We start from the raw sequence: 22,222 nt of genomic DNA, 5'->3' as shown, positions 1-22,222 counted from the left end.
ACACCATGATCCGACACCTGATGCATGTGGAATTTGACCGGCAGCGCGGTTTGCAGGAGCAGGTCCGCGAATCCCTCATAAGCGCGATCCTGAGCGGCCTGTTTCCGCCAGACAGCCCGCTTCCCTCCTGCCGTCAGCTCGCCAGCCAGCTCCATGTTTCACGTAATACCACGGCGCTGGTCTTCGAGGGGCTGGTGAGTGAAGGCTATCTGATCAGCCGCCCGCGCAGCGGCTATTATCTGCATCCGGATTACCACCTGACACCCCCTTCTGCGGCCCAGGATCTGCTCATCCATGATGAAACTGCACCATCCTGGAGCACACGCATGAAAATTTCGCCCAGTCAGCAGGAGTCGATCCTGAAGCCCGCTGGCTGGAAGAACTATCGCTACCCGTTTATCTATGGCCAGCCGGACACCCGGCAATTTCCGATCGCCAGCTGGCGTGCCACGGCTAACTGGCTGCACGGCGGAGTGCGCGATCCGGCGTGGGTGGTTGATCATATCGATCAGGACGTGCCGATGTTGATTGAGCAGATCCGCACCCGCGTGCTGCCTAAACGCGGTATCGCCGCCTCGCCGGATGAAATCCTGATCACCCTGGGTTCACAAAATGCGCTCTATCTGCTGACCCGTCTGCTGATGAACCGGGAGACGCGAGTGGCAGTGGAAGATCCGGGATTTCGCGAGGCCATTAATACGTTTCTGTTGAGCGAAACGGCCATCGTGCCGCATCCGCTGGACAACGAGGGTATAAAACTTAACGATGCCGCTGCCTGCGATTATTACTACGTGACGCCCGGACATCAGGTGCCAACCGGCGTCACCATGAGCCAGGCGCGCCGCCAGCAGCTGCTGGCCCATGCCGTTCGTCATGACGCGGTGATTATTGAAGATGATTATGATTCGGAGAGTAATTTTACCCTTAACCCGCTCCCCGCCTTAAAAGCCAGCGACCGCAGCGGTCGGGTGATTTACGTCAGCAGCCTGTCAAAAGCGCTGTCGCCCGGGCTGCGGCTGGGTTTTATGGTCGCCGATCCGGATCTGATCGATGAAGCCCGCGCGCTGCGCCGTCTCATGTACCGCCATCCGCCGACCAATATTCAGTATCAGATGGCGCATTTTCTGGCGCAGGGCCACTACGAAACGCATCTGCGACGCTATCATGACGATTCTGCCCGCCGCTGGGACCGCCTGCATGACGCATTACGCACATCGCTGCCTGAGTGCAACATGATGGCCGGCAGCGAACATGCTAATGCCTTCTGGCTGAGCACGCCGCAGCATATCAGTACCCGGCAACTCACCTGGCGCGCGGCGCATGCGGGCGTGCTGATTGAGCCGGGTGCCCGTCATTTTCTCGGCGACGCACCGCCGGATCACTTTTTCCGCATGGGCTTTCACGCGATTGATCCGCAGGCAATCGCGCCAGGGGTGGACGTGTTGAAGGGACAATTAATGCAGATGGGGTAACCCGCTGAGCGCCCTTCCTGGAAGGGCGAGAAAGGTGACGCTAGACGACGCTTGCATAGTCCAGAATGACTTGCAGCAGCACATTCGCCCCGGCAGTCACATGCTCCGGCGAGGCATATTCGATCTCGTTATGGCTGATGCCGTCCTTACACGGAATAAAGATCATCCCGGTGGGGGCAAGATAGCTCATATACACTGCGTCGTGGCCTGCACCAGAGACAATGGGACGGGACGGGTAGCCCAGTTGATCTGCCGCCCTGCTAATGGCTGCCTGACAGTCAGGATGAAACGGTGCGGCAGGATAGTGGCTCACTTCTTCCAGCGTAATCGCCATCCCGGCCTCCTGGCTTACCGTATTGATGTATTCCCGCAGTGCGACATCCATTTTCGCCACCTCGTCGTCACTGATGTTGCGCATGTCTATAGAGAATTTAACCTCACCGGGCACCACGTTACGGCTGTTGGGATACACCTGTACCATGCCCACCGTCCCCCGCCCGTGTTCACTGCGACGCGCGATAGCCACCACCTCCTGCATGACGCGCGCGGCAACCTGCATCGCGTCCTGGCGCAGGTGCATCGGTGTCGGCCCGGCGTGCGACTCCTGCCCGGTGACGATGCAGTCGTACCAGCGGATCCCCAGTACGCCCTGCACCACACCGATAATTTTCTCTTCCTCTTCGAGGATCGGCCCCTGCTCAATGTGCGCCTCAAAATACGCGCCAATCGGGTGATCGCCCGGCGTCTGCGTGCCGAGATAGCCGATGTTCTTCAGCTCCTCGCCCACCGTTTTGCCCTCGCTATCGGTGGCCGCGTAGATGTTGTCCAGCGCAAAGACGCCGGCAAAGACGCCGGACCCCATCATCACCGGCACAAAGCGCGATCCCTCTTCATTAGTCCAGAACACCACTTCGACCGGGGCTTCGGTTTCAATATGCAGATCGTTGAGCGTGCGGACGACTTCCAGCGCCGCCAGCACGCCGTAGTTGCCGTCGAATTTACCGCCGGTGGGCTGGGTATCAATATGGCTGCCGGAAACAATCGGCGGCAGAGACGGGTTGCGCCCTTCGCGGCGCATAAAGACGTTACCGATTTTGTCGACGGTGACGGACAGCCCCGCCGCCTTCGCCCAACTAATGACGAGATCGCGTCCCTGTCGGTCCAGATCCGTGAGCGTCAGCCGACAACAGCCACCTTTAGGTGTTGCGCCAATTTTTGCCAGTTCCATCAACGATGCCCAGAGTCGTTCACCGTTAATACGCGAATTTTTTATCTCTGCGGCCAGAGTGGTCAATACATCACTGCTCATCGTCTTCTCCTGAAAAAAAGGTGGCGGCCAGCGAAACCAGCAGGCGATCGCTGTTTCGGGGGCCGAGTAATGAGATACCGAGCGGAGCGCCGTTGATATGGGCGGCAGGCAGCGTAACCTGCGGACGTTTCGTCAACACCGACAGCAGGAGCAAATCATGCGAAAGGCGGCGGGTGGATTCAATTTCTTCCGCCGTGGCGCTCAGCAGCGGCGCAACATCCGGCACGGTGGGCATGACCAGAATGGCATTGCCTAACTGGCTCTCCCACCACCCGGTAAACTGTTTGCGCAGCTGACAGGCGTGTTCAAACTGCGCCGCCGTCACCGCCTTGCCCCAGAAAAAGCGTTCTCTGACGTCCGGCCCCAGTTGCAGCCCGTAGCGCTCAATCGTCTGCCCTTGCGATTGCCACGCTTCATAGCCCTGGATTTGCCTGAAGGCCATATAAACGTCGTCGAGGGGCGGCAGCGCCCCGGCGATCGTTGTTATGTCACCAAATGTCTCACCCAGACGTTGCATCACTGGCTGGAGTGCCTGCTGACTATGTGCGGGAAGGCGATCAAACAGGGCGTGATGACAGGCCAGTTGTATTGCCGCGGGCGGATGAGGATCGTCTCCCAGCAGGCTGTCGGCCACAGCACTGAATATCTCAGGCGTGCGGGCGAAGAAACCGCAGGTATCCATCGTGGCGCACAGCGGCTGGCAGCCCGCCAGCGAAATACGGCCGTGCGTCGGGCGCAGGCCAAACAGGCCGCAGTAGCTGGCAGGCGTACGTACTGAACCGCCGGTATCCGTTCCGAGCGCAAAATCACACACGCCGTTGGACACTGCCGATGCGGAACCCGATGACGAGCCGCCGGGGATACGGTCGTGTGCGGCCCCGTTGCGCGGCGTGCCATAGTGAACGTTATGCCCGCTCATCGAATACGCCAGCTCACTGGTGTGCGTCTTGCCGATAAATCGCGCGCCGTTATTCAGTAACGTTAGCACCACCGGCGCGTTTACGGTTTTAATTCCGGACAGCGCCAGCATATGCGGGTTGCCGCCGCCGGTGGGATACCCGGCTACGTCAAAGAGATCTTTCACCGCGAAGGTCAGCCCGGCCAGTGGCCCACTGGACGCATGTTGTACCGGTACGAACGGGTAAGGCATAAAAGCATGGTGATCGTCCTGCATGGTTTTCTCCTCGGTTTCAGGCAACAGCAATAGACGTAGCGGCGGGCTCTGACAGCTCACGCCAGCGATGGCAACTGACCACATGACGTTCCCCGGCCTGTTCAGTGACAGGCTGCTGCTCGCGACACACGGGCTTCGCATGCGCACAGCGGTCAGCAAACGCGCAGCCCGGCGGCAGATGGGCCAGATCCGGCGGTGAGCCGGGAATACAGTGCAGCGCCTCGCCTTTTTTCAGCCCGTCTTTCGGTCGGCTGCCCAGCAGCACGCGGGTATAAGGATGACGCGGCTGGTTAAGGATTTGCGCTATCGGTGCCTCTTCCACAATTCGACCGGCGTACATTACCGCCACCCGGTCAGCAATCTCCACCGCCGCTCCGATGTCATGGGTGACAAAGATAATCGACAGGTCACGCTGTTTTTGCTGCTCGCGCAGCAGGATCAGGATCTGGATCTGCACCGTCGCATCCAGCGCGGTGGTGGGTTCATCTGCCAGCAACAGTTGGGGATTGCAGGAAAGCGCCAGCGCAATCATTGCCCGCTGACGCATCCCGCCGGACATCTCGTGGGGAAAGGCATCCAGCCGCCGCTCAGGGCTGGGGATCCGCACCTGGCGCAACGCCTCCAGCGCCCGCGCTCTGGCCGCCTGACGCGACAATCCTTCGTGACGCCGCAGCCCTTCCTCGATCTGCTGGCCCACGGTATACACCGGATCGAAGGCCAGCAGCGGCTCCTGAAAAATCATTGCGCAGCGTGCGCCACGGTACTGGCGCAGGCGGGCCGCATTCATCGCCAGCACCGACTCACCCCCTACCTGCAACGTGCCGGAAAGAAATGAACTGGCAGGTGGATGCAAACGCATCAGCGCACGCAGCGTGACGCTCTTGCCGGATCCCGATTCGCCGATCAGCGCCATCACCTCTCCTTTTTGCACGTCGAAGGAGACACCGTTGACGGCGTTTACCGTCTGACCGTCGCGACGAAATTCGACCCGCAGATCGCGAATGTGCACCCAGGGTTCATGCGACATGGCTGACCTCCTGTACGATAATTTCACGATGCCAGGCGGAGTCCGGCTGTGCCATCAGACAGGCGCTCTGGTGCCCCTCGCCAACCGTTTCCAGCCGCGGTGATGTTTGTGCGCAAACCGCTTTGGCATGGTTACAGCGGGTATGAAAACGGCAGCCAGAAGGCGGCGAAATCGGACTCGGCGGATCGCCTGACAGCGGCGACACCAGGGTGCGGTGCTGCGGGTCCATCGACGGCATGGAATTTAATAGCGCACGGGTATAAGGGTGCGCAGAATCAGTGAACAATTTTTCCGCCGGACCAATCTCCACCACCTCGCCGAGATACATCACCAGGATCCGGTCCGATAGCCAGCGCACCACGTGCAGATCGTGGCTGATAAACACATAGGTCAGATCCAGCGTGCGTTTTAACTCCTGAAGAAGCTGAAGGACCTGCGCCTCGACCGATTTATCCAGCGCGGAGACCGCCTCATCCAGGATCATCAGGCGCGGTTTCATCGCCAGCGCTCTGGCAATATTGACCCGCTGACGCTGGCCGCCGGAGAGCGCATGCGGATAGCGATGCGCAAAACGCCCTGGCTCCAGCCCGACGTGCGCGAGCAGATAATGGGCGTAGGCTTTCGCCTCTTTTTGACTGACGCCGTGAACGCGCTGGCCGAAAGCAATGCTCTCCTCCATGGTCATCCGCGGATTGAGCGAAGCATAACTGTCCTGAAACACCATTTGCACCTGACGGCGATAGGCTTTCATCGGCAGGCGCGATGAACCGACCTCCAGGCCATCAAAAATCAGCTCGCCGCGATCCTGATTGAGCAACTGCATCAGCAGGCGCGCCGTCGTCGATTTGCCGCAGCCCGACTCGCCGACCACGCCCAGCGTTTCGCCTTTGATCACCTCAAAGCTGACGTTATCCACGGCCCGTACTACCTCATGACCTTTACGTGCGCCCAGATGAAAATGCCTGACCAGGTTATTCACTTTCAGCAGCGGCTGCGCCGGTCCGCCGATATCGACATTGATAAAAGGTTGCATCGTTTACTCCTTAATCGCCATTGCGGCGCGCAGGCGGTCCGCCAGAATATTGAAGGAAATAGACGTGATAAAAATCATCACCCCCGGCAGCGCCGCCACCCACGGCTGGGTGTAAATCGCCGTGCGTAGCGTGTTAAGCATCAGTCCCCACTCCGGCTCGGGGGGTCTCACGCCCAGCCCGAGAAAAGAGAGGCCGGAGGCGAGGATCATGCACACGGAAATCAGGCCGGTTGAAAAGACAAAAATGGGGCCGAGCACATTGCCGAGGATTTGCACACGAATAATGGTCAGCGCGCTGGCCCCCGTGGCGCGGGCAGCCTCGATATAATCCATATGGCGGACCTGCGCGGTGACGCTCTCGGCAATGCGCGTCACCTGCGGGACGAACACCAGAGTCAGTGACAACAGCGCGTTACCCACCCCGGCCCCCATCGCGCCGGAAAGCGCAATTGCCAGCAGTACCGATGGAAAGGCGTAGAAAACGTCTATCGTGCGCATGATAAGGGTATTGGTCTTGCCCCCCACATAACCGGCGATAATGCCGATGGCACCGCCGATAAAAAAGGCCAGCACCACCGGGACAATGCCCATAAACAGCGACAGGCGAGTGCCGAGGATCAGCCGTGAGAGCATATCCCGGCCCAGTTCATCCGAGCCGAGCGGAAAGCCCTCTGATCCGGGTGCCTTCAGGCGCATAAACATTGACGTTTGATAAGGATCTTTGGTGATAAGCCAGGGGCCAAACAGCGCCAGCATCAGCAGCAGCAAAATAATACTGCCGACCACAACGCCGCCCGGATCGCGCAGCAGGCGCATCATCACGCCGCGCCAGTAGCCGTGCGTCACGTTCGCGGGGGCCGCGACGGAGCCCATTTTTGTCGTAACGGTATCCACCATCATCAGCTCCTTTTAATACGCGGGTCGAGGGAGGTCTGGAGGATATCCACCAGCAGGTTGAGCAACACGAAGAACAGCGCCAGCACCCAGATAGTGCCCTGAAGCAGCGGCAGATCGCGCTGGAAAATGGCGGTATTGAGCAGCATCCCTGTGCCGGGCCATGAGAAGACGGTCTCGACTAAAATCGAGCCGCCCATCAGATAGCCAACCTGAAGCCCCATCACCGCCAGCGCGGTGGGCGCGGCGTTTTTCACCACGTGCAGAAAGATCCGTGACTCATTGAGACCGCGGGCGCGCAGGCCAATGATGAACTCCTGACTCAGAATGTCCGCCACCTGCGAGCGCACGGTGCGGGCAATAATACCGACCGGAATGACCGAGAGCGTGACGGCGGGCAGCAGCATGAACTGCAAATGCGCCCAGTCCCACTGCCAGCCGCTTTCGCCAATCGGCCCACCTCCGGTGGCAGGCAGGAGCGCCATTTTCACGCTAAAGATGATCACCAGAAGCATCCCCAGCCAGTAATGCGGCACGCTAACGCCGAACACGGAGAGGATGGACGCTGCGCGGTCGACCGCGCTGTTGCGAAAATAGCCCGCCACGAAACCAAACAGACTGCCGAGGACAAAGCCAATCAGCGTGGCCAGCAGCGCGAGGCGCAGCGAGTAGCTGACGGCGTTCATCACCTCATCAATCACCGGCCTGCCAGTGGCAACGGATAATCCCAGGTCGCCCTGAAGCGCCCGCCACAGCCAGTGAAAAAATTGCAGCGGCAGCGGTTTATCAAAGCCATATGCCTGCATTAAGGTCTGGCGCAGGGCTTCCGAGGCATCCGGCGGCATCACCGAGACCAGCGGATCGCCGGGCGCAATTTGCACCAGCAAAAAGCAAATCACGGCGACGCCAAGCATGGTAGGAATAGCCAGTAGAACGCGATAAAAGAGCGTGCTGATCATAGGATTTCCTCGTAATGATTACTCTTTCTTACTCACCAGACTGAGGTCAATAAACCAGCTTTGCGGCTGCACCACCCCGCTCACCGCCGGGGAGATGGCGCGCGGTCCAACGTCATGCGCGACGTACAGGAACGGCACCTGATCGACCATCGCGGCATGCAGCTCGCTGGCCGCTTTATCCATCTCGGCAGGGGTAAAGGCATGTTTCACCGCTGTCGCCAGCTTTTCAGTCTCCGGCGTGGAGAAATAGCCCCAGTTAGTCGCCACCGGCGGGAAGGCTTTGGCGGTGGAAAAACGCAGCATGCCGAAGTAAGGATCGTTGACGGCGGCGCTCACGTTGATGGCATCTACCCCTTTCGCTGACGGATCTTTCGCACCAAGACGCCAGTTGGTGAACAGGGTGTTCCACTCGGTGACTTTAATATCGACATTGAAGAAACAGCTTTTCAGGCTTTGCTGGATGTATTCATTCATCGGCAGCGGCTGCATCTGTCCGGATCCGGAGGCGGAGGTGGCGACCGTAACATGCAGCGGCTTGCTTTCGCTGTAGCCGGCCTCGGTCATCAATTTACGTGCGGCATCCGCGTCGTATTTGATCTGGAAAGTGGGCTTGCCGTGCCACGGGTTATCCGCTTCATAGATGCCCGTCGCCTCGGTCATATAGCCGCCGAGATAACTTTTTAATTCAGAACGGTTCAGGCACAGGTTGGCGGCTTTACGCACGCGGATATCTTTCCACGGCGAGCCGTCGACGAAGGAGAACTGCCACGGCCAGATATGCGGCTGGGTGTTGGCATAAATCTTATAGCCCTGGGCTTTAATCTGATCGACGGCATCCGGCGCGGGCGCTTCGATCCAGTCTACCTGCTTCGAGAGCAGCGCTGCGGTACGGGCATTCGCTTCCGGCAGCGGGATCAGCACGATTTTATCTACTCGTGGGACGCGATCTTTATTCCAGTAGTCCGGGTTTTTCGCCAGGATTAGCTGCTGGCGCGGCACCAGTTTTTCCACTTTAAATGGGCCGCTACCTACTGCATGAGCGGCAAAATCGGTCCATGCCTGTTTGCTACGCGCCGCCGTATCGCCTGTCGAGGCGGGCACCGCGTCATACCTTTTTTGCCACGCCGTCGGCGAGACGATAAACAGGTTAGTGATGTTATAAGGCAGCAGCGCATCGGGTTCGGAGGTGGTCAACACGACGGTTTGATCGTCAATTTTTTCAGCCCCGGTCAGGGTCGGCATACGGGAAATCGTATTGCCAATCTGCCCTGGCGCGTATTGCGGCGCGTTCTTGTCCAGCACTTTACCGACGTTCCAGACAATCGCATCAGCGTTGACCTCCGTGCCGTCATGAAACTTTACCCCTGGACGCAGCGTGAAGATCCAGCGGCTCTGGTTTTGCGGATCAACATGCCACTCGCTAGCCAGTCCCGGCACCAGACCGCTGGGTTTCTCACCCTGCGACAGATCCCACTCCACCAGCGCATCGTAAATGGGGATACCGGTGAAACGGTTTCCTTCATAACCCTGATCCGGTTGTCCGAGCGTCAGCGGAATATCGGCGGCAGTCATCGCAATACGCAGCGTCGAGGCCTGCGCCAGCTGGACGCCTGAAAGCGTCATGATGCCGATGGCGGCAGCAAGATAACCTTTACGTATAAAGAAGGAGTTCGTCATCGCATGGTCCCTGTTAAAATAAGTGGCGTAATTAACAGGCAAGATGCGTACCAGATCGCTTTTTATTGAAATTAACTGTGAAGCAAGCGATAAAATCAGAATTAATTATAGCTGCCAGAGATATTACCCACTGATGCATCATATATTCTTATTGCTTACAATATGGCTGCACCGGGGTTGGGAAATATGTTGTGAAAATGCACCATAGAAAGTACGTGAATAACAATTCCGTAAGTAAATTATTTGACTACAGAGGTTGTTATTAATAACTTTAATGATGCTTAATGATATATAAGTTCTGCAAAAAATGTGGCAGGCGGGAATGTGGGAGCAGGCAACGTGATGCGCCTGCTACGATAAAAGCAGAAATTAACGGTTCATCTGCCGGATAAAGCTTACATAGTTTTTGAACAACCGCTTGCAAATGCGGATGCAGCCATACCAGCCCGCCAAAGTGACAATACCCCAGACGACGTAAGCGACTGTCTCATCTGCGCCAACAGTAAGATGTAAAAAGCGTGCGATAAAATAGCCCACCACAACCGGTAACAGCAACCCCAGCCAAATAAAAAATTTCGGCGTACCGTACTTGATCTCTGCCCGGCATCCCCGGCAGACATTCGCGCCATGGGGAATTTCACTGCGGCAGTGTGGGCAAGTGATAAGTGGGGTATCCATTGATATATCCTTATAAAAATAGTGAGTTAACAGCCGAATTATACTCTGCAAAAAATTTTTTGGCTATCACCTGATATTGTAGGGCCGTTTCAAAATTGCCTTTCCAACCCTGCTGAAAAGAAAAAGAGAAAAACACAATCCTGCAATATAATTTTGCGCACTGCATTACTTATTGCTTCTAATAAAACCAGCATGCCACCTCGTTAAAACTATTATTTCTCGCCGGTGCCCAACATTCCCTCTCCGCCTGGAGTTTATACGACGAACAGGTCTCTCCCTTCTATACTTACCGAAACACAACATAAGAGGTTTTTTATGCCCTTACCCGATTTCCATATCTCCGACCCTTTCACCCTTGGCGTTGAGCTGGAGTTACAGGTGGTGAACCCGCCGGGCTACGATCTCAGTCAGGAGTCTTCCACGCTGATTGATGCCGTGAAAGCCGATGTGAACGCGGGCGAAGTAAAGCACGACATTACAGAAAGTATGCTGGAGATTGCGACGGGGGTTTGCCGGGATATTCATCAGGTGGCGGCGGAGTATTCGGCGATGCAACAGATCATTCTGCGCGCCGCTGAAAAGCATCACCTGCAAATCTGCGGTGGCGGGACGCACCCGTTTCAGACGTGGCAACGGCAGGAGGTAAGTAAAAGCGCCCGCTATGAGCAAACGCTGGAGTATTACGGCTATCTGACTCAGCAGGCCACGGTGTTCGGGCAACATGTACACGTCGGCTGCCAGAGTGGCGATGATGCGATTTATCTGCTGCATGGCCTGTCGCGTTTTGTGCCGCATTTTATCGCCCTGAATGCCGCCTCGCCGTATATTCAGGGGTCCGACAGTAAATTTGCGTCCTCGCGGCTGAATATTTTTTCTTCTTTCCCGGATAACGGCCCGATGCCGTGGGTGAATAGCTGGCAGGAATTTGAAGGGCTTTTTCGTCGCCTGAGCTATACCAGCATGATCGACAGTATTAAAGATTTGCACTGGGATATTCGCCCCAGCCCTGGCTTCGGCACGGTGGAGGTCCGGGTGATGGACACGCCGCTGACGTTAACACATGCGGTGAATACCGCCGGGTTTATTCAGGCGCTTGCCTGCTGGCTGTTAACGGAGCGCCCCTTCAAACATCAGGAGCGGGACTACCTGCTATACAAATTTAACCGCTTCCAGGCGTGTCGCTATGGACTGCAAGGCGTGCTGACGGATGTGCATTCTGGCGAGCAATGCACTATCGCCGACGATATTTCGCGGCTGCTTGAGCGGCTGACGCCTTACGCGGACAAGCTGGATGCCACCAGCGCGCTGGACGATATCGGCGTGATGCTTAAAGGGGGTAAAAGTGAGGCGCAGAATATGCGCGATTTTATCGCCGATGGCGGCTCGCTTACCGGGCTGGTGCAAAAGCACGCTGAAATCTGGGCGGCAGGCTAGCCGCTCCCCGGCTCAGGCTTTACAATGCGCCTGATGATTTTTAACAGAAGATTAACGGTACATGAAACATCCGCTTGAATCCCTGACCATCGCTGGCGGCATTTTGCTGCTGGCCTTCCTCTCCTGCCTGCTGCTGCCAGCACCGTCGCTCGGACTGGTACTGGCGCAGAAACTGGTCGCCGTGTTTCATCTGATGGATCTCGGCCAGCTATATACCCTGCTGTTCTGCCTGTGGTTTTTGATGCTCGGCATTATCGAGTATCTGATCATTCGCTTTGTCTGGCGTCGCTGGTTTTCGCTGGCGGGTTAAGCCGGTAAAGTCGCGCATTCCGGCCACCAGCGCTTCACACCAGGCAGCATAGTCATGACCGCTGGACCACGGATGGAAGCTGGCGCGATAGCCTTTATCGCGCAGCACCTGAGCAAACGTCTCGGTATTACGATAAATACCGCCGTCCGGCCCCTGGCTTTCAAAGCGTCCGGCCTGTAGCCAGAAGCGGATCGGGTAGCGCGGCGACTGCTGATACTGTCGCGTCAGCCAGCCCGGCGCTTCACCTTTCGGCGACCACCAGTACGAGCCGGACAAACTCAGCACGTTGCCGAAGACGCGCGGGTAGCGTAGCGCCACCCAGGAGGATGCCAGTCCACCGTAACTGGAGCCCGCCAGCACCGTTTTTTGCCGCAGTACCGGGATGCCCTTCTGCCGCAGCCACGGCACCAGTTCATGCGCCATAAAATCGGCAAACGCCGGATTCGGCGGTAGCTCTTTACCCCGGCGGACATGATCCAGACTGTCGATGAAGACAATATTCACCGGCGGCACCACGTGGCGGGCAATCAGGTCGTCCATCACACTGGCGAAGCGATAATCGTCCTGATACACCTGACCATCAAACAACATCAGCGTCCAGCGTGCCGGCTGCGCCACGCGCGGGCGGTAGAGAATGATATCGCGCTGATTGTTGAGCGCTGGACTGTAAAAGGATTGCCGCGTCAGCGTGCCGTGTTTAACCGGCTGCATCATCCGCTGCGGCGTACAGTAGCGGGCGGGCGTCAGCGCCAGCAATGAATAACGATTCCAGCGATCGGCGCGATCGGTTGTTAACGTAGAGGGATTCAGCGGATCGGCCTGGGCGCTGACCAGGATCGCCCGCCGCTGATCGCGCGCCGTTCCCTGCACCACCGGCACGTCCGGAGCCAGCTTGTACTGCATCAGTGTATCGGCAGGCACGACATAACTGCGGAACCAGACATCGGAGTCGCCGAGGCGGAACAGCGGATCGTGGTCGCCCGCAGGCGAGCCAAGAATAAAGACGTTATTCCGCGCGCCGCGCCACAGGAAAGTCACCCGCTTATGGGTCGCATCGACAGGCTCGACCAGCGGCGTCCCCTGCTGGCGACGGTCCTGCCAGAATGCCTCGGTAGACCCGCCCGCCTGAAGTTCGCGGGCTAATTGCTGCAACAGTGGACTGACCGGATCGAGCACCTGCGTTCTGGCAAGGGAAGCGGTTTCTTTGATCCGCCAGCTAAAGCGCCAGCGCGTGCCCTCTTCGCCATGTAACATCAGCGAGGATGGCTGATTCAGCGGCAGAGAAAATAAGAGCGTTTGTTCACTGTCGCCCGGCTCCCCTTCCAGCAACGTGCGCAAACGGCGGTTATTCCGATCAAGAAGACGCGCATCGGTAACGCCGCTCAACGTCGCAGAAACATAATTTTCACCCAGCGCCGGGAGCACAAAACAAATTTCGCCGCTGGCGTCAAACTTGCCCTGCTGTTCTCCCTGCACCGACATGGAATCACAATTCGCGGCAAGCGCAGGTGTCGCGCTCAGCCCAATTAATAAACCACTCCACGCCATTTTCATTACAGCACGGTTCCCGATGAAATTTGTAACAACGCTAATGCAAATGATAACAATTTGCAATATCATTAGCGCCGTTTACGTTTTCATCTCCCGTTATTGAGGTCGTCAATACGGGATTTTTCTATGGCATCGTTCACGGGGTTTTATTTAAAACATGTTTAAAAATAATAAGATAATGCATCTCTGGTTAATGAGTATAGCCACCGCCGCAGTCAGCCATCCGGCGCAGGCAGCCGAGGAAACCATGGTCGTCACGCAGGGAAACAGTGAAGATCCCACCGCGCCGCTGAAAGGGATGGTAGCGACCAAAACGCTGTCGGCGACCAAAACCTCGGCGGATCTGGTCAAAACGCCTCAGTCGGTCTCCGTTGTCACACGCGATCAGATGGACGCGCTGGATGTGACCTCCGTGTCGCAAGCGCTGCGCTATACGCCGGGCGTGTTTACCGAGTATCGCGGCTCATCTAACCGTAATGATGAAGTGTTCGTACGCGGTTTTAGCTATGTGCCAAAATTCCTCGACGGCCTGAGCTTCGGGGCCACCGCCTCATCGCAAACCGGCACCGTCGATCCGTGGCTGCTGGAGCGGGTGGAACTGGTGCGCGGCCCGGCCTCCGTGCTGTTCGGTCAGGTTAACCCTGGCGGCCTGATTAGCATGACCAGCAAACGTCCCACCAGCGAGCCTGTTCATGAAGTGCAGTTCCGCACCGGCAATCACGATCTGGCGGAAGGCGCGTTTGATTTCGGCGGCCCGCTGAGCGACGACGGACGGGTGCTGTACCGCCTGAACGGTATCGCCCGCACGCAGCATAATCAGGTGGAGGATTACAAAGAGACGCGGATGGCGATTGCCCCGGCGATTACCTGGTTTCCCAACGATCAGACCCGCTTTACCCTGCTGACCAGCTACCAGAAAGATCCCGATGCCGGTTACCGTAACTTCCTGCCGTACTACGGCACGGTGGTCAGCGCCAACGGCCAGTATATTCCGTGGGATTTTAACGTCAGCGATCCGAACTACGACCAGTCCTGGCGCGAGCAGACGATGGTGGGCTATGAGTTTGAACACCAGTTCAACGATGTTTTTACCTTCCGTCAGAACGCCCGTTACGCCACCATCAAACAAAAGTATCGCTACCTGGTGTATGCCAACAGCGCGGCCAACAGCACGCTGCTAACCCGTCGCGCGCAGCATGAGGAGCGCGAAACCAATGAATTCGGCCTCGATAACCAGCTTGAAGCGCATCTGGCAACCGGGATGCTCGATCACACCGTGCTTGGCGGGCTTGATTATAAATCCAGCCATGATAAGCAGTATCTGGGACGCGGTGCCGGTAGCCAGTACGACCTGGACTGGACGCAGCCGGTTTATGGCGTCAACGTCGATGAAAGCACTTTCGCTACCATGACCAACGAGCAGCAAAATCTCGATCAGATGGGGGTTTATCTTCAGGATCAGATGAGCTGGAACAACTGGGAGTTGCTGCTTTCCGGGCGCTATGACTGGTCGGAAGTGCGTACGACTGATTTAACCGCCGCCGATAAAACCCAGCAGAATGATGACAAGTTTACCTGGCGTACCGGCCTGCTTTACGCTTTCGATTTTGGTCTCTCGCCTTACGTGAGCTACAGCACCTCGTTCGAGCCTAACCTGCAAACCAACCGTGCGCCGGGCGTCTCGCCATTTGCGCCGACCACCGGTAAGCAGGCGGAAGTGGGTGTGAAATATCAGCCGGCACAAAATACGCTGATGAGCGTGGCGCTTTACGATCTGCGCCAGAACAACGTGCCGACCTATAACAGCACCGAGGGCTGGTATGAAAACGCCGGTGAAGTGCGCTCGAAAGGCATCGAGACCGAGATCCATTCCGCGCTGTGGGATGAGACGGTCAACCTGATCGGCTCTTACACGTATACCGATGCTGAGGTCGCCAGCACCACGGTCGCCGGGACCGAAGGTAAAACGCCGGCGCGTATTCCAACGCATATGGCTTCCGCATTTGCCAGCTATACCTTCCCCCGCGGCCCGCTGAAAAGTCTGACTGCCGGTGTCGGTATGCGCTACCTCGGCACCAGCTATGGCGATGCGAAGAACACCTTCAAAGTGCCGTCGGTGGATCTGTATGATGCGATGGTGAGCTACGAACTGGGCGAGCTGAACAGCAGCCTGAAGGGCGCAACCGTCAAGTTTAACGTCAATAACGTGGCGAATACCAAGTACGTGGCGTCATGTGCCAGCGATACCGCCTGCTTCTACGGTATTGGCCGGACGATGACCGCAACGTTGGGTTATTCCTGGTAAGAAAAGCGCAGCGCCCCGCCGGTGATGCCCGGCGGCGCTTCGCTTGCACGGGCCTACGGGGAGGCATAGCCCATCGGTAAAGCAGGTTTTACAGGCCGGGTAAGGCGCAGCCGCCGCCCGGCTAAAGGGGTACATCATTCGGACATCCCCCTGAACCCGTCTCAATGCGTGCTGCTGTGATTCTCTTTACGATAGGCACCCGGCGGCTGATTAAAGGTGCGGGTAAAGACGCGGGTAAAGGTTTGCTGCGATTCGTAACCGTACTTCAGACAGATATCGTAGACGCGCTGATCGGTATCACGCAGGTCGCGCGCCGCCAGCAGCAGTTTACGCTCGCGAATATAGCGCCCCAGACTTTCGCCTTTGTACTGCAAAAAAAGACGCTGTAAGTGCCATTTTGAATACCCGGAATGACGGGCGATTTCTTCAATGCGCAGCGGCTGATGCAGATTGTCATCTATCCACTCGACGATGGTGTCGATAACCTGAGCGGAAATGGTCATATGGCTCCCCCTCTCTACTGTAATGGTGGGTTATTCCCACCAGGCACTAAATTGATGCATACGATCAGAAATGTTTACCGGTTCGCCCAACTGCGGCGTTAACAGCCGGTACGGTTTATTCAGACTGGCCTGCGCCAGTCTTTTATAGGGGTCGTCCCAGGTATGTTTTGCCAGCACAAAGCGCCCCGAATGGCCGGGTAAAATCGCGCTGGCGTTAAGATCGACCGCCGCCTGTGCCGTTTGCTCCGGCATCATGTGGATATATTTCCAGTCTTCGTCGTACTGGCCATTTTCCATAATCGCCAGATCCACCGTGCCAAACTGCTCGCCGATGGCTTTAAAATGCGGTCCGTAGCCCGAGTCGCCGCTGTAATAAAGCTTCTCTTCCGGCGTGACGAACATAAAGCTGGCCCACAGCGTCTGGTTGCGTTTCAGGCCGCGCCCGGAGAAGTGGCGGGCAGGCAGAACGTGCACCGTTAACTGGTCATCGACGGTAATCGCCCGGTTCCAGTCGGCTTCGGTAATAATGTCCGGGTTCATACCCCAATAACGCAGATGGGAACCTACGCCGAGCGGCGTAATGACCCGGTGGATTTTCGGCATGAGCGCGCGAATGGTGGCGTAGTCGAGATGATCGTAGTGATCGTGCGAAATGATCAGCAGGTCGATCTCCGGCATTCCCTGCGCCGTCCACGGATAGTCGCCGTCAAACGCCTTGTTCAAAAACGAAAACGGCGCGGCGTAGGCGCTGAATACCGGGTCAATGAGGATACGTTTGCCGCCCAGTTGCAAATACCATGAGGAGTGGCCTAGCCAGACGGCGACCTCCTGTTCTGGCGGAAGGCTCGCCAGATCGGTTTTCACCAGCGGCAGCGGCTGCGCGGGTCGTGAGTTTTCCCGCCGGGTGGTCAGAAACTCCCACCACGCGGCCAGCATGTTTTTCTTGCCGGTAAACCCCGGCGTGGGAAGCTGATTATGAAATTGTCCGTCGCGGTAATGCGGCGATTTTTCGACTTCCGTCAGCCCGTTCCCCTGCGGGGCCTGGCCGAATCCGGCGTTGCATACAAACGGTAAACTTGCTGCGCAGGCGATCATCATTACGGCAACCACACTTATTATTAGACGCTTCATATCCTGACCTGAAACACGCCTTTTCCGTAAGACGGTGTAATGTGACTTGATTATGAGTGAGTAAGCACTCATTATAGAAAGAGACCGAATGTCGTCAAGACGTTTTTCATTTTTTGACATTCGCCGTTGAAGTGCCGCTAAGGGCATGTTTCAATCGTGGTTTTTACAGACAGAAAGGTAAAGCGTAGTGGCTCGTCCGAAGAGTGAAGATAAAAAACAGGCGTTACTGGAAGCGGCGACTATCGCTTTTGCCCAATCCGGGATCACCGCATCAACCGCTACCATCGCCCGCAGCGCGGGGGTTGCAGAGGGAACGCTGTTCCGCTATTTCGCCACCAAGGACGATCTCCTTAACGCGCTTTATCTCCATCTTAAACAGCAGCTCTGTCGGGCAATGCTGGCTAATCGCGATCCGGCGGTTGTCGATCCGGTGGAAAATACCCGCTACATCTGGAATAACTACATCGACTGGGGCATGCAGAACCCGTTGGGTAATCGCACCGTGCGCCAGCTGGCGGTGAGCGAGAAGATCACCAAAGAAACAAAACAGCAGGTGGAAGATATGTTCCCGGAGATGAAAACGCTGTGCCGCCAGTCTATCCTGCCGGTATTTAAATCAGAAGAGTTCAATGCCTTCGGCGATGCCTGCTTCCTTGCGCTGGCCGAAACCACGATGGAGTTTGCGACGCGCGAACCTGCCCGCGCCAGCGAATTTAAAGCCATTGGTTTTGAAACCATGTGGCGCGCGCTTTCCACCGAGAAAGCCTGATGACGGCAAGGCGTTGAATATTCCCGCCTCCGCCCTTTGAGAGTCGTCGCACAAAACGATAATAGTTATCGACGTAAGCCGCTTTATTTTTTTCGTCCGGCAGCGCTACTCTGCTGCCCGTCGGGCGCACCCGCGCGGTGCGCATTCAAAAACACCAGGAGTTGTTATGGATATTGTTTCCGTTGCCTTAAAACGTTATTCCACCAAGGCATTCGATCCGAGTAAAAAACTGACCGCCGAGCAGGCTGAACATCTGAAAACGCTGTTGCGCTATAGCCCCTCCAGCACCAACTCGCAGCCGTGGCACTTTATCGTCGCCAGCACGGAAGAAGGTAAAGCGCGCGTCGCCAAATCCGCCGCCGGCACCTACGTGTTTAACGAGCGTAAAATGCGTGATGCCTCTCACGTGGTGGTGTTCTGCGCTAAAACCGCGATGGATGACGCCTGGCTGGAACGCGTAGTCAATCAGGAAGAGGCCGATGGCCGCTTCGCCACCCCCGAAGCCAAAGCCGCTAACCACAAAGGCCGCACGTTCTTCGCCGATATGCACCGTAAAGATCTGCAAGACGATCATCACTGGATGGCAAAACAGGTTTACCTGAACGTCGGTAACTTCCTGCTGGGCGTGGCGGCGATGGGTCTGGACGCCGTGCCGATTGAAGGCTTTGACGCTGCTATTCTTGATGAGGAATTCGGCCTGCGCGAACAAGGCTACACCAGCCTGGTCGTGGTGCCGGTCGGCCAGCATAGCGTGGAAGATTTCAACGCTGCCCTGCCGAAATCCCGCCTGCCGTTCAGCACCACGCTGACCGAGTGTTAATGTTCAGGCGCGCGAGGGGTCGCGCGCCTTTATATGCTGTGCCCTGTTGCTGACTTAGCGGGCAGCAAGTTCATGAAAAAAAGCAGGGTTAGTTTGAATGACCGCGAGCACTTTTGCCGCCAGCCCGGTAGGGTTACGCCGCCTTGATTCCCAACTTTTTATCGTATCAAGACTCGTACCAAGTGCTTTTGCCATTTCGCTTTGGGAAACATTTAGCTGCTCTCTAATTTTTTTTACATCTGCGACTTCATAACGAGTCACTCGAGCAGGTCCTTTAACACCCTTTTTGATATCAATAGCTTCTTCAAGTGATTGTTTTAGCTCATCAAAAAAAGTCATTTTATACCTCGCCTTTTAATAACTTAGTCAGTTTTTTCAGTTCTGCCTTTTCAATATTGGTCAGGCTAACTTTGTCGCTTTTGGGGTAAGCCATCACTAAATAAATAGCCTCTTCAGTGGCTAAAAAATAAATAACCCTCACACTACTGCTCTTCCCCTGAGATCCGGTTGCCATTCTGACCTTCCGTAATCCACCCGTACTTTGTATCAGGTCGCCCTTTTGTGGAGAGGCAATAAGCTCTTTTTGAAGTAAGCGAAGCTCATCATCTGTCGCTATCTGTTTTATCTGACGGGTAAATATTGGTGTTTCTATAAACTCTATCGCATGACTCACTGTCAAACTCTCCTTTCGGGGTACATAGTACACCTTACGCTAATAATTTTCCATAAGACTCACTCTAAAAAGACGCCCCGGCATCCAGCCGCGCCAGCGCCTTCTCCCCGGCCTCATCTACCGGCAAATATACCAGCAGCCGCGAGCCGTTACGCGGCGCGGAGTACCAGTACATCTGCTGAAGACTGAAGCACCCTACCAGCGGGTGATTAAAGCTCTTGAGCTGGTTTTCCACGCCGCGGACATCATAGCGCTGGTGCCACAGCGCCTCAAACTCCGTTGAGACAGCAAAAAAACGCGCCAGCTTATCTTCCCATGCCGCCTCGCCGCGATGCTCCGCCATGGCGGCGCGGAAATACGAAACGAAGGTCGGTAAGACATCCGGGTTGCCCAGGCGGCTACGCCAGGTGGGATGGGTTAAATAGAGATAGATGCAGTTACGATCGGCTTCTGGCAGCGTACTGAAGTCGACGCCCATCAGACGGCAAAAGCTGTCATTCCAGGCGACGATGTCAAAATTGGGTTTCTGAATGCTGGCGGGTTGCGGCATCAGGCTGTCAAGCAGCCGCCGGGTGCCCGCGCTGATGCCTTCACACTGCGCCAGCTGCGGGCTTTCCGGCGGCGTTAGTCCGGCCAGCACGAAAATGTGACGCGTCTCCAGCGGCGAACATTGCAGCGCTGCGGCAACCGCGGTCATTACGGCGGGAGAGGGGTTAACCTCCCGCCCCTGCTCCAGCCAGGTGTACCAGGTGACGCCGACATCCGCCAGCATCGCCACCTCTTCGCGCCGCAATCCCGGCGTGCGACGTCTCCCGCTGCGCGGCAGGCCAAGGCGCTGCGGATCGAGGCTTTCACGCCGCGCACGCAAAAACGCGCCGAGCTGTTTGCGCGTGTCGTCCTGCGGCAGGATCGGCGCTTCACGTTCGCTTATCAGGCTCATAGTCTCTCCAGCAGGGTAGTGCCAGTACCAGTATAAGCAAGAACTGGTACCCGTTTTTTATATCAGCGATGCTACGTCCATTCGCTGAATGACGCAATGGAGTGACCATGAATACGTCTGCTGTTTCACCCGGCCGTGCGGCCCTGATTTTATTGTTAACCGGCCAGATGCTGCCGCTGATTGATACCTCAATTACCAATGTGGCGCTGGAATCGATCACCCAATCGCTGCACGCCAGCGCCACCCAGCTTGAACTTATCGTCGCGCTGTATGGCGTAGCCTTCGCGGTGTGTCTGGCGATGGGCAGTAAGCTTGGCGACAACTACGGTCGCCGCCGCCTGTTTATGTGGGGCGTGGCGGCATTCGGCGTCGCCTCGCTGCTGTGCGGAATGGCGACTACCATAACGGAACTTCTGGCGGCGCGCATTTTACAGGGCGCAGGCGCGGCGTTGATCGTGCCGCAAATTCTGGCGACGCTGCACGTCACGTTAAAAGGCAGGGCGCACGCGCGGGCGATCAGCCTGTACGGCGGCATTGGCGGTATTGCTTTTATCGTCGGGCAGATGGGCGGCGGCTGGCTGGTCTCCGCCGATATTGCCGGGCTGGGCTGGCGTAACGCCTTTTTTATCAATGTGCCCATCTGCCTGCTGGTGCTGGCGCTGAGCCGACGCTACGTGCCGGAAACGCGTCGCGAAATGCCTTCCCGTATTGACTGGCTGGGCACCTTTTTGCTGGCGGTGATCCTCTGCTGTCTGCTATTTCCGATGGCGCTGGGTCCGGAACTGCACTGGCCGTGGCCGACGCAGGCGGCGCTGCTGGCGATTGTGCCGCTGGGACTGTGGATGCGTGCCAGCGCCCGGCGTCAACAATCTCAGGGCGGACAACCTCTTCTGCCGCCGCGCCTGCTGCAACTTGCCAGCATCCGTTTTGGTATGGTTATCGCCCTGCTGTTCTTCAGCGCCTGGTCTGGCTTTATGTTCTGCATGGCGCTGACGATGCAAAAAGGTCTGGGGATGGCTCCCTGGCAGTCCGGCAACAGCTTTATTGCGCTCGGCATCGCCTATTTTGCCTCCGCACTGTACGCCCCGCGCCTGATCGCCCGTTACAGCACCGGGCGCATCCTGATGACCGGTCTGGCGGTGCAGATGGTGGGACTGCTGGCGCTGATGTACACGTTCTGGCGTTTTGACAGCGCGACCACCGCGCTGGCGCTGGTGCCCTCGACCATACTCATTGGCTACGGGCAGGCGTTGATCGTCAACAGCTTTTATCGGGTGGGCATGAAAGACATCAGCGCCTGCGATGCCGGTGCGGGCAGTGCGATCCTCAGCACCCTGCAACAGGCGACGCTGGGATTAGGGCCTGCGGTGCTGGGATCGTTATTTCTGGCGCTGGCGCACCACGGCCAGGGCAATTACCCGCGGGCGATGGTCGGTTTTCTCGGCGTGGAAGCGGTGATGATGGTGTTATTAGGTGTCGTCGCCGTGGCCTATCGCCAGCGTCTTTTTATTGCAGTCGATAATCGCTGTGTGTCCGTAAAAGGATAAAATACCTCCCCGGCGG

Annotated in this window: 21 protein-coding genes; 7 read left to right on the top strand and 14 right to left on the bottom strand. The window is 57.0% G+C overall.

What is annotated here, in order from left to right; translation table 11 throughout:
• The first annotated feature begins 5 nt into the window (after nt 1–5).
• A complete protein-coding gene (locus INT84_RS01620) occupies nt 6–1,472 on the top strand; it encodes a PLP-dependent aminotransferase family protein (RefSeq protein WP_194205376.1) in 1,467 nt (488 codons plus the stop codon).
• A 40-nt stretch (nt 1,473–1,512) separates the two neighbouring features.
• Here the strand turns inward: INT84_RS01620 and INT84_RS01615 are convergent, their stop codons facing one another.
• From INT84_RS01615 to INT84_RS01580, 8 genes are all read right to left on the bottom strand, one after another.
• Complete coding sequence (locus tag INT84_RS01615) at nt 1,513–2,781, bottom strand: Zn-dependent hydrolase (protein ID WP_194205375.1); 1,269 nt, start codon at nt 2,779–2,781, stop codon at nt 1,513–1,515.
• Complete coding sequence (locus tag INT84_RS01610; protein ID WP_194206086.1) at nt 2,771–3,955, bottom strand: amidase; 1,185 nt, start codon at nt 3,953–3,955, stop codon at nt 2,771–2,773. The genes INT84_RS01615 and INT84_RS01610 overlap by 11 nt, the downstream gene beginning before the upstream one ends.
• A gap of 16 nt (nt 3,956–3,971) precedes the next feature.
• Nucleotides 3,972–4,982 carry an ABC transporter ATP-binding protein gene (locus INT84_RS01605; RefSeq protein WP_194205374.1) on the bottom strand — a complete coding sequence of 337 codons (1,011 nt, stop codon included), beginning with the start codon at nt 4,980–4,982 and terminating at the stop codon, nt 3,972–3,974.
• Complete coding sequence (locus INT84_RS01600; RefSeq protein WP_194205373.1) at nt 4,972–6,015, bottom strand: ABC transporter ATP-binding protein; 1,044 nt, start codon at nt 6,013–6,015, stop codon at nt 4,972–4,974. Before INT84_RS01600 ends, INT84_RS01605 begins: the two co-directional genes overlap by 11 nt.
• Before the next feature lie 3 nt (nt 6,016–6,018).
• A complete protein-coding gene (locus tag INT84_RS01595) occupies nt 6,019–6,912 on the bottom strand; it encodes an ABC transporter permease (RefSeq protein ID WP_194206085.1) in 894 nt (297 codons plus the stop codon).
• Between the two features lie 2 nt (nt 6,913–6,914).
• Nucleotides 6,915–7,868, bottom strand: a complete 954-nt coding sequence (locus INT84_RS01590) for an ABC transporter permease (RefSeq protein WP_176917545.1) — start codon at nt 7,866–7,868, stop codon at nt 6,915–6,917.
• 18 nt (nt 7,869–7,886) lie between these two features.
• Nucleotides 7,887–9,545, bottom strand: coding sequence for an ABC transporter substrate-binding protein (locus INT84_RS01585; protein ID WP_194205372.1), 1,659 nt, complete (start codon nt 9,543–9,545; stop codon nt 7,887–7,889).
• Nucleotides 9,546–9,914: 369 nt separating this feature from the next.
• Nucleotides 9,915–10,223 carry a hypothetical protein gene (locus INT84_RS01580; protein WP_194205371.1) on the bottom strand — a complete coding sequence of 103 codons (309 nt, stop codon included), beginning with the start codon at nt 10,221–10,223 and terminating at the stop codon, nt 9,915–9,917.
• A gap of 315 nt (nt 10,224–10,538) precedes the next feature.
• Between INT84_RS01580 and INT84_RS01575 the strand changes: the two genes are divergently transcribed.
• Entirely contained in the window at nt 10,539–11,657 is a 1,119-nt protein-coding gene (locus INT84_RS01575) for a YbdK family carboxylate-amine ligase (RefSeq protein WP_194205370.1), read from the top strand.
• A gap of 61 nt (nt 11,658–11,718) precedes the next feature.
• On the top strand, nt 11,719–11,967 hold the full coding sequence (locus tag INT84_RS01570) for a DUF1158 domain-containing protein (protein ID WP_194205369.1): 249 nt from the start codon (nt 11,719–11,721) through the stop codon (nt 11,965–11,967).
• Here the strand turns inward: INT84_RS01570 and INT84_RS01565 are convergent.
• Nucleotides 11,866–13,521, bottom strand: a complete 1,656-nt coding sequence (locus INT84_RS01565) for an alpha/beta hydrolase-fold protein (RefSeq protein WP_194205368.1) — start codon at nt 13,519–13,521, stop codon at nt 11,866–11,868. The two genes, INT84_RS01570 and INT84_RS01565, sit on opposite strands and share 102 nt — an antisense overlap.
• 154 nt (nt 13,522–13,675) lie before the next feature.
• Between INT84_RS01565 and INT84_RS01560 the strand changes: the two genes are divergently transcribed.
• Nucleotides 13,676–15,823: a TonB-dependent siderophore receptor gene (locus INT84_RS01560; RefSeq protein WP_194205367.1), complete on the top strand. Its 2,148-nt coding sequence runs from the start codon at nt 13,676–13,678 to the stop codon at nt 15,821–15,823.
• 161 nt (nt 15,824–15,984) lie between these two features.
• On the opposite strand, the gene INT84_RS01555 is transcribed toward INT84_RS01560, so the two are convergent.
• Both INT84_RS01555 and INT84_RS01550 read right to left on the bottom strand, forming a co-directional pair.
• Nucleotides 15,985–16,326 carry a RamA family antibiotic efflux transcriptional regulator gene (locus INT84_RS01555; protein ID WP_176917538.1) on the bottom strand — a complete coding sequence of 114 codons (342 nt, stop codon included), beginning with the start codon at nt 16,324–16,326 and terminating at the stop codon, nt 15,985–15,987.
• A 30-nt stretch (nt 16,327–16,356) separates the two neighbouring features.
• Nucleotides 16,357–17,457, bottom strand: coding sequence for an MBL fold metallo-hydrolase (locus INT84_RS01550; RefSeq protein ID WP_194205366.1), 1,101 nt, complete (start codon nt 17,455–17,457; stop codon nt 16,357–16,359).
• Between the two features lie 187 nt (nt 17,458–17,644).
• On the opposite strand from INT84_RS01550, the gene INT84_RS01545 reads away from it, so the two are divergent.
• On the top strand, nt 17,645–18,226 hold the full coding sequence (locus INT84_RS01545; RefSeq protein WP_194205365.1) for a TetR/AcrR family transcriptional regulator: 582 nt from the start codon (nt 17,645–17,647) through the stop codon (nt 18,224–18,226).
• Nucleotides 18,227–18,392: 166 nt separating this feature from the next.
• Nucleotides 18,393–19,046 (top strand): oxygen-insensitive NAD(P)H nitroreductase, encoded by a 654-nt coding sequence (gene nfsB / locus INT84_RS01540; protein WP_194205364.1) that lies wholly within the window; start codon nt 18,393–18,395, stop codon nt 19,044–19,046.
• 54 nt (nt 19,047–19,100) lie between these two features.
• Here nfsB and nadS read toward each other — a convergent pair whose 3' ends face one another.
• The 3 genes from nadS to INT84_RS01525 all read right to left on the bottom strand — a co-directional run bounded on the left by nadS (nt 19,101) and on the right by INT84_RS01525 (nt 20,659).
• Nucleotides 19,101–19,385, bottom strand: a complete 285-nt coding sequence (gene nadS / locus INT84_RS01535) for a NadS family protein (protein ID WP_194205363.1) — start codon at nt 19,383–19,385, stop codon at nt 19,101–19,103.
• Between the two features lies 1 nt (nt 19,386).
• On the bottom strand, nt 19,387–19,719 hold the full coding sequence (locus INT84_RS01530) for a type II toxin-antitoxin system RelE/ParE family toxin (protein ID WP_194205362.1): 333 nt from the start codon (nt 19,717–19,719) through the stop codon (nt 19,387–19,389).
• A gap of 64 nt (nt 19,720–19,783) precedes the next feature.
• Nucleotides 19,784–20,659 (bottom strand): helix-turn-helix transcriptional regulator, encoded by an 876-nt coding sequence (locus INT84_RS01525; protein WP_194205361.1) that lies wholly within the window; start codon nt 20,657–20,659, stop codon nt 19,784–19,786.
• A 107-nt stretch (nt 20,660–20,766) separates the two neighbouring features.
• On the opposite strand from INT84_RS01525, the gene INT84_RS01520 reads away from it, so the two are divergent.
• Nucleotides 20,767–22,206 (top strand): MFS transporter, encoded by a 1,440-nt coding sequence (locus tag INT84_RS01520; protein ID WP_194205360.1) that lies wholly within the window; start codon nt 20,767–20,769, stop codon nt 22,204–22,206.
• Nucleotides 22,207–22,222 lie beyond the last annotated feature (16 nt).

The sequence above is a fragment of the Superficieibacter sp. 1612_C1 genome (genome assembly GCF_015234305.1).
Classification (GTDB): domain Bacteria; phylum Pseudomonadota; class Gammaproteobacteria; order Enterobacterales; family Enterobacteriaceae; genus Superficieibacter.
This window is presented reverse-complemented; position numbering and strand designations above follow the sequence as displayed.

Bases quoted from the DNA above. Each gene is read 5' to 3' on its own strand.
- INT84_RS01620 (WP_194205376.1), top strand. From the start codon at position 6: ATGATCCGACACCTGATGCATGTGGAATTTGACCGGCAGCGCGGTTTG.
- INT84_RS01615 (WP_194205375.1), bottom strand. From the start codon at position 2,781: ATGAGCAGTGATGTATTGACCACTCTGGCCGCAGAGATAAAAAATTCG.
- INT84_RS01610 (WP_194206086.1), bottom strand. From the start codon at position 3,955: ATGCAGGACGATCACCATGCTTTTATGCCTTACCCGTTCGTACCGGTA.
- INT84_RS01605 (WP_194205374.1), bottom strand. From the start codon at position 4,982: ATGTCGCATGAACCCTGGGTGCACATTCGCGATCTGCGGGTCGAATTT.
- INT84_RS01600 (WP_194205373.1), bottom strand. From the start codon at position 6,015: ATGCAACCTTTTATCAATGTCGATATCGGCGGACCGGCGCAGCCGCTG.
- INT84_RS01595 (WP_194206085.1), bottom strand. From the start codon at position 6,912: ATGGTGGATACCGTTACGACAAAAATGGGCTCCGTCGCGGCCCCCGCG.
- INT84_RS01590 (WP_176917545.1), bottom strand. From the start codon at position 7,868: ATGATCAGCACGCTCTTTTATCGCGTTCTACTGGCTATTCCTACCATG.
- INT84_RS01585 (WP_194205372.1), bottom strand. From the start codon at position 9,545: ATGACGAACTCCTTCTTTATACGTAAAGGTTATCTTGCTGCCGCCATC.
- INT84_RS01580 (WP_194205371.1), bottom strand. From the start codon at position 10,223: ATGGATACCCCACTTATCACTTGCCCACACTGCCGCAGTGAAATTCCC.
- INT84_RS01575 (WP_194205370.1), top strand. From the start codon at position 10,539: ATGCCCTTACCCGATTTCCATATCTCCGACCCTTTCACCCTTGGCGTT.
- INT84_RS01570 (WP_194205369.1), top strand. From the start codon at position 11,719: ATGAAACATCCGCTTGAATCCCTGACCATCGCTGGCGGCATTTTGCTG.
- INT84_RS01565 (WP_194205368.1), bottom strand. From the start codon at position 13,521: ATGAAAATGGCGTGGAGTGGTTTATTAATTGGGCTGAGCGCGACACCT.
- INT84_RS01560 (WP_194205367.1), top strand. From the start codon at position 13,676: ATGTTTAAAAATAATAAGATAATGCATCTCTGGTTAATGAGTATAGCC.
- INT84_RS01555 (WP_176917538.1), bottom strand. From the start codon at position 16,326: ATGACCATTTCCGCTCAGGTTATCGACACCATCGTCGAGTGGATAGAT.
- INT84_RS01550 (WP_194205366.1), bottom strand. From the start codon at position 17,457: ATGAAGCGTCTAATAATAAGTGTGGTTGCCGTAATGATGATCGCCTGC.
- nfsB (WP_194205364.1), top strand. From the start codon at position 18,393: ATGGATATTGTTTCCGTTGCCTTAAAACGTTATTCCACCAAGGCATTC.
- nadS (WP_194205363.1), bottom strand. From the start codon at position 19,385: ATGACTTTTTTTGATGAGCTAAAACAATCACTTGAAGAAGCTATTGAT.
- INT84_RS01525 (WP_194205361.1), bottom strand. From the start codon at position 20,659: ATGAGCCTGATAAGCGAACGTGAAGCGCCGATCCTGCCGCAGGACGAC.
- INT84_RS01520 (WP_194205360.1), top strand. From the start codon at position 20,767: ATGAATACGTCTGCTGTTTCACCCGGCCGTGCGGCCCTGATTTTATTG.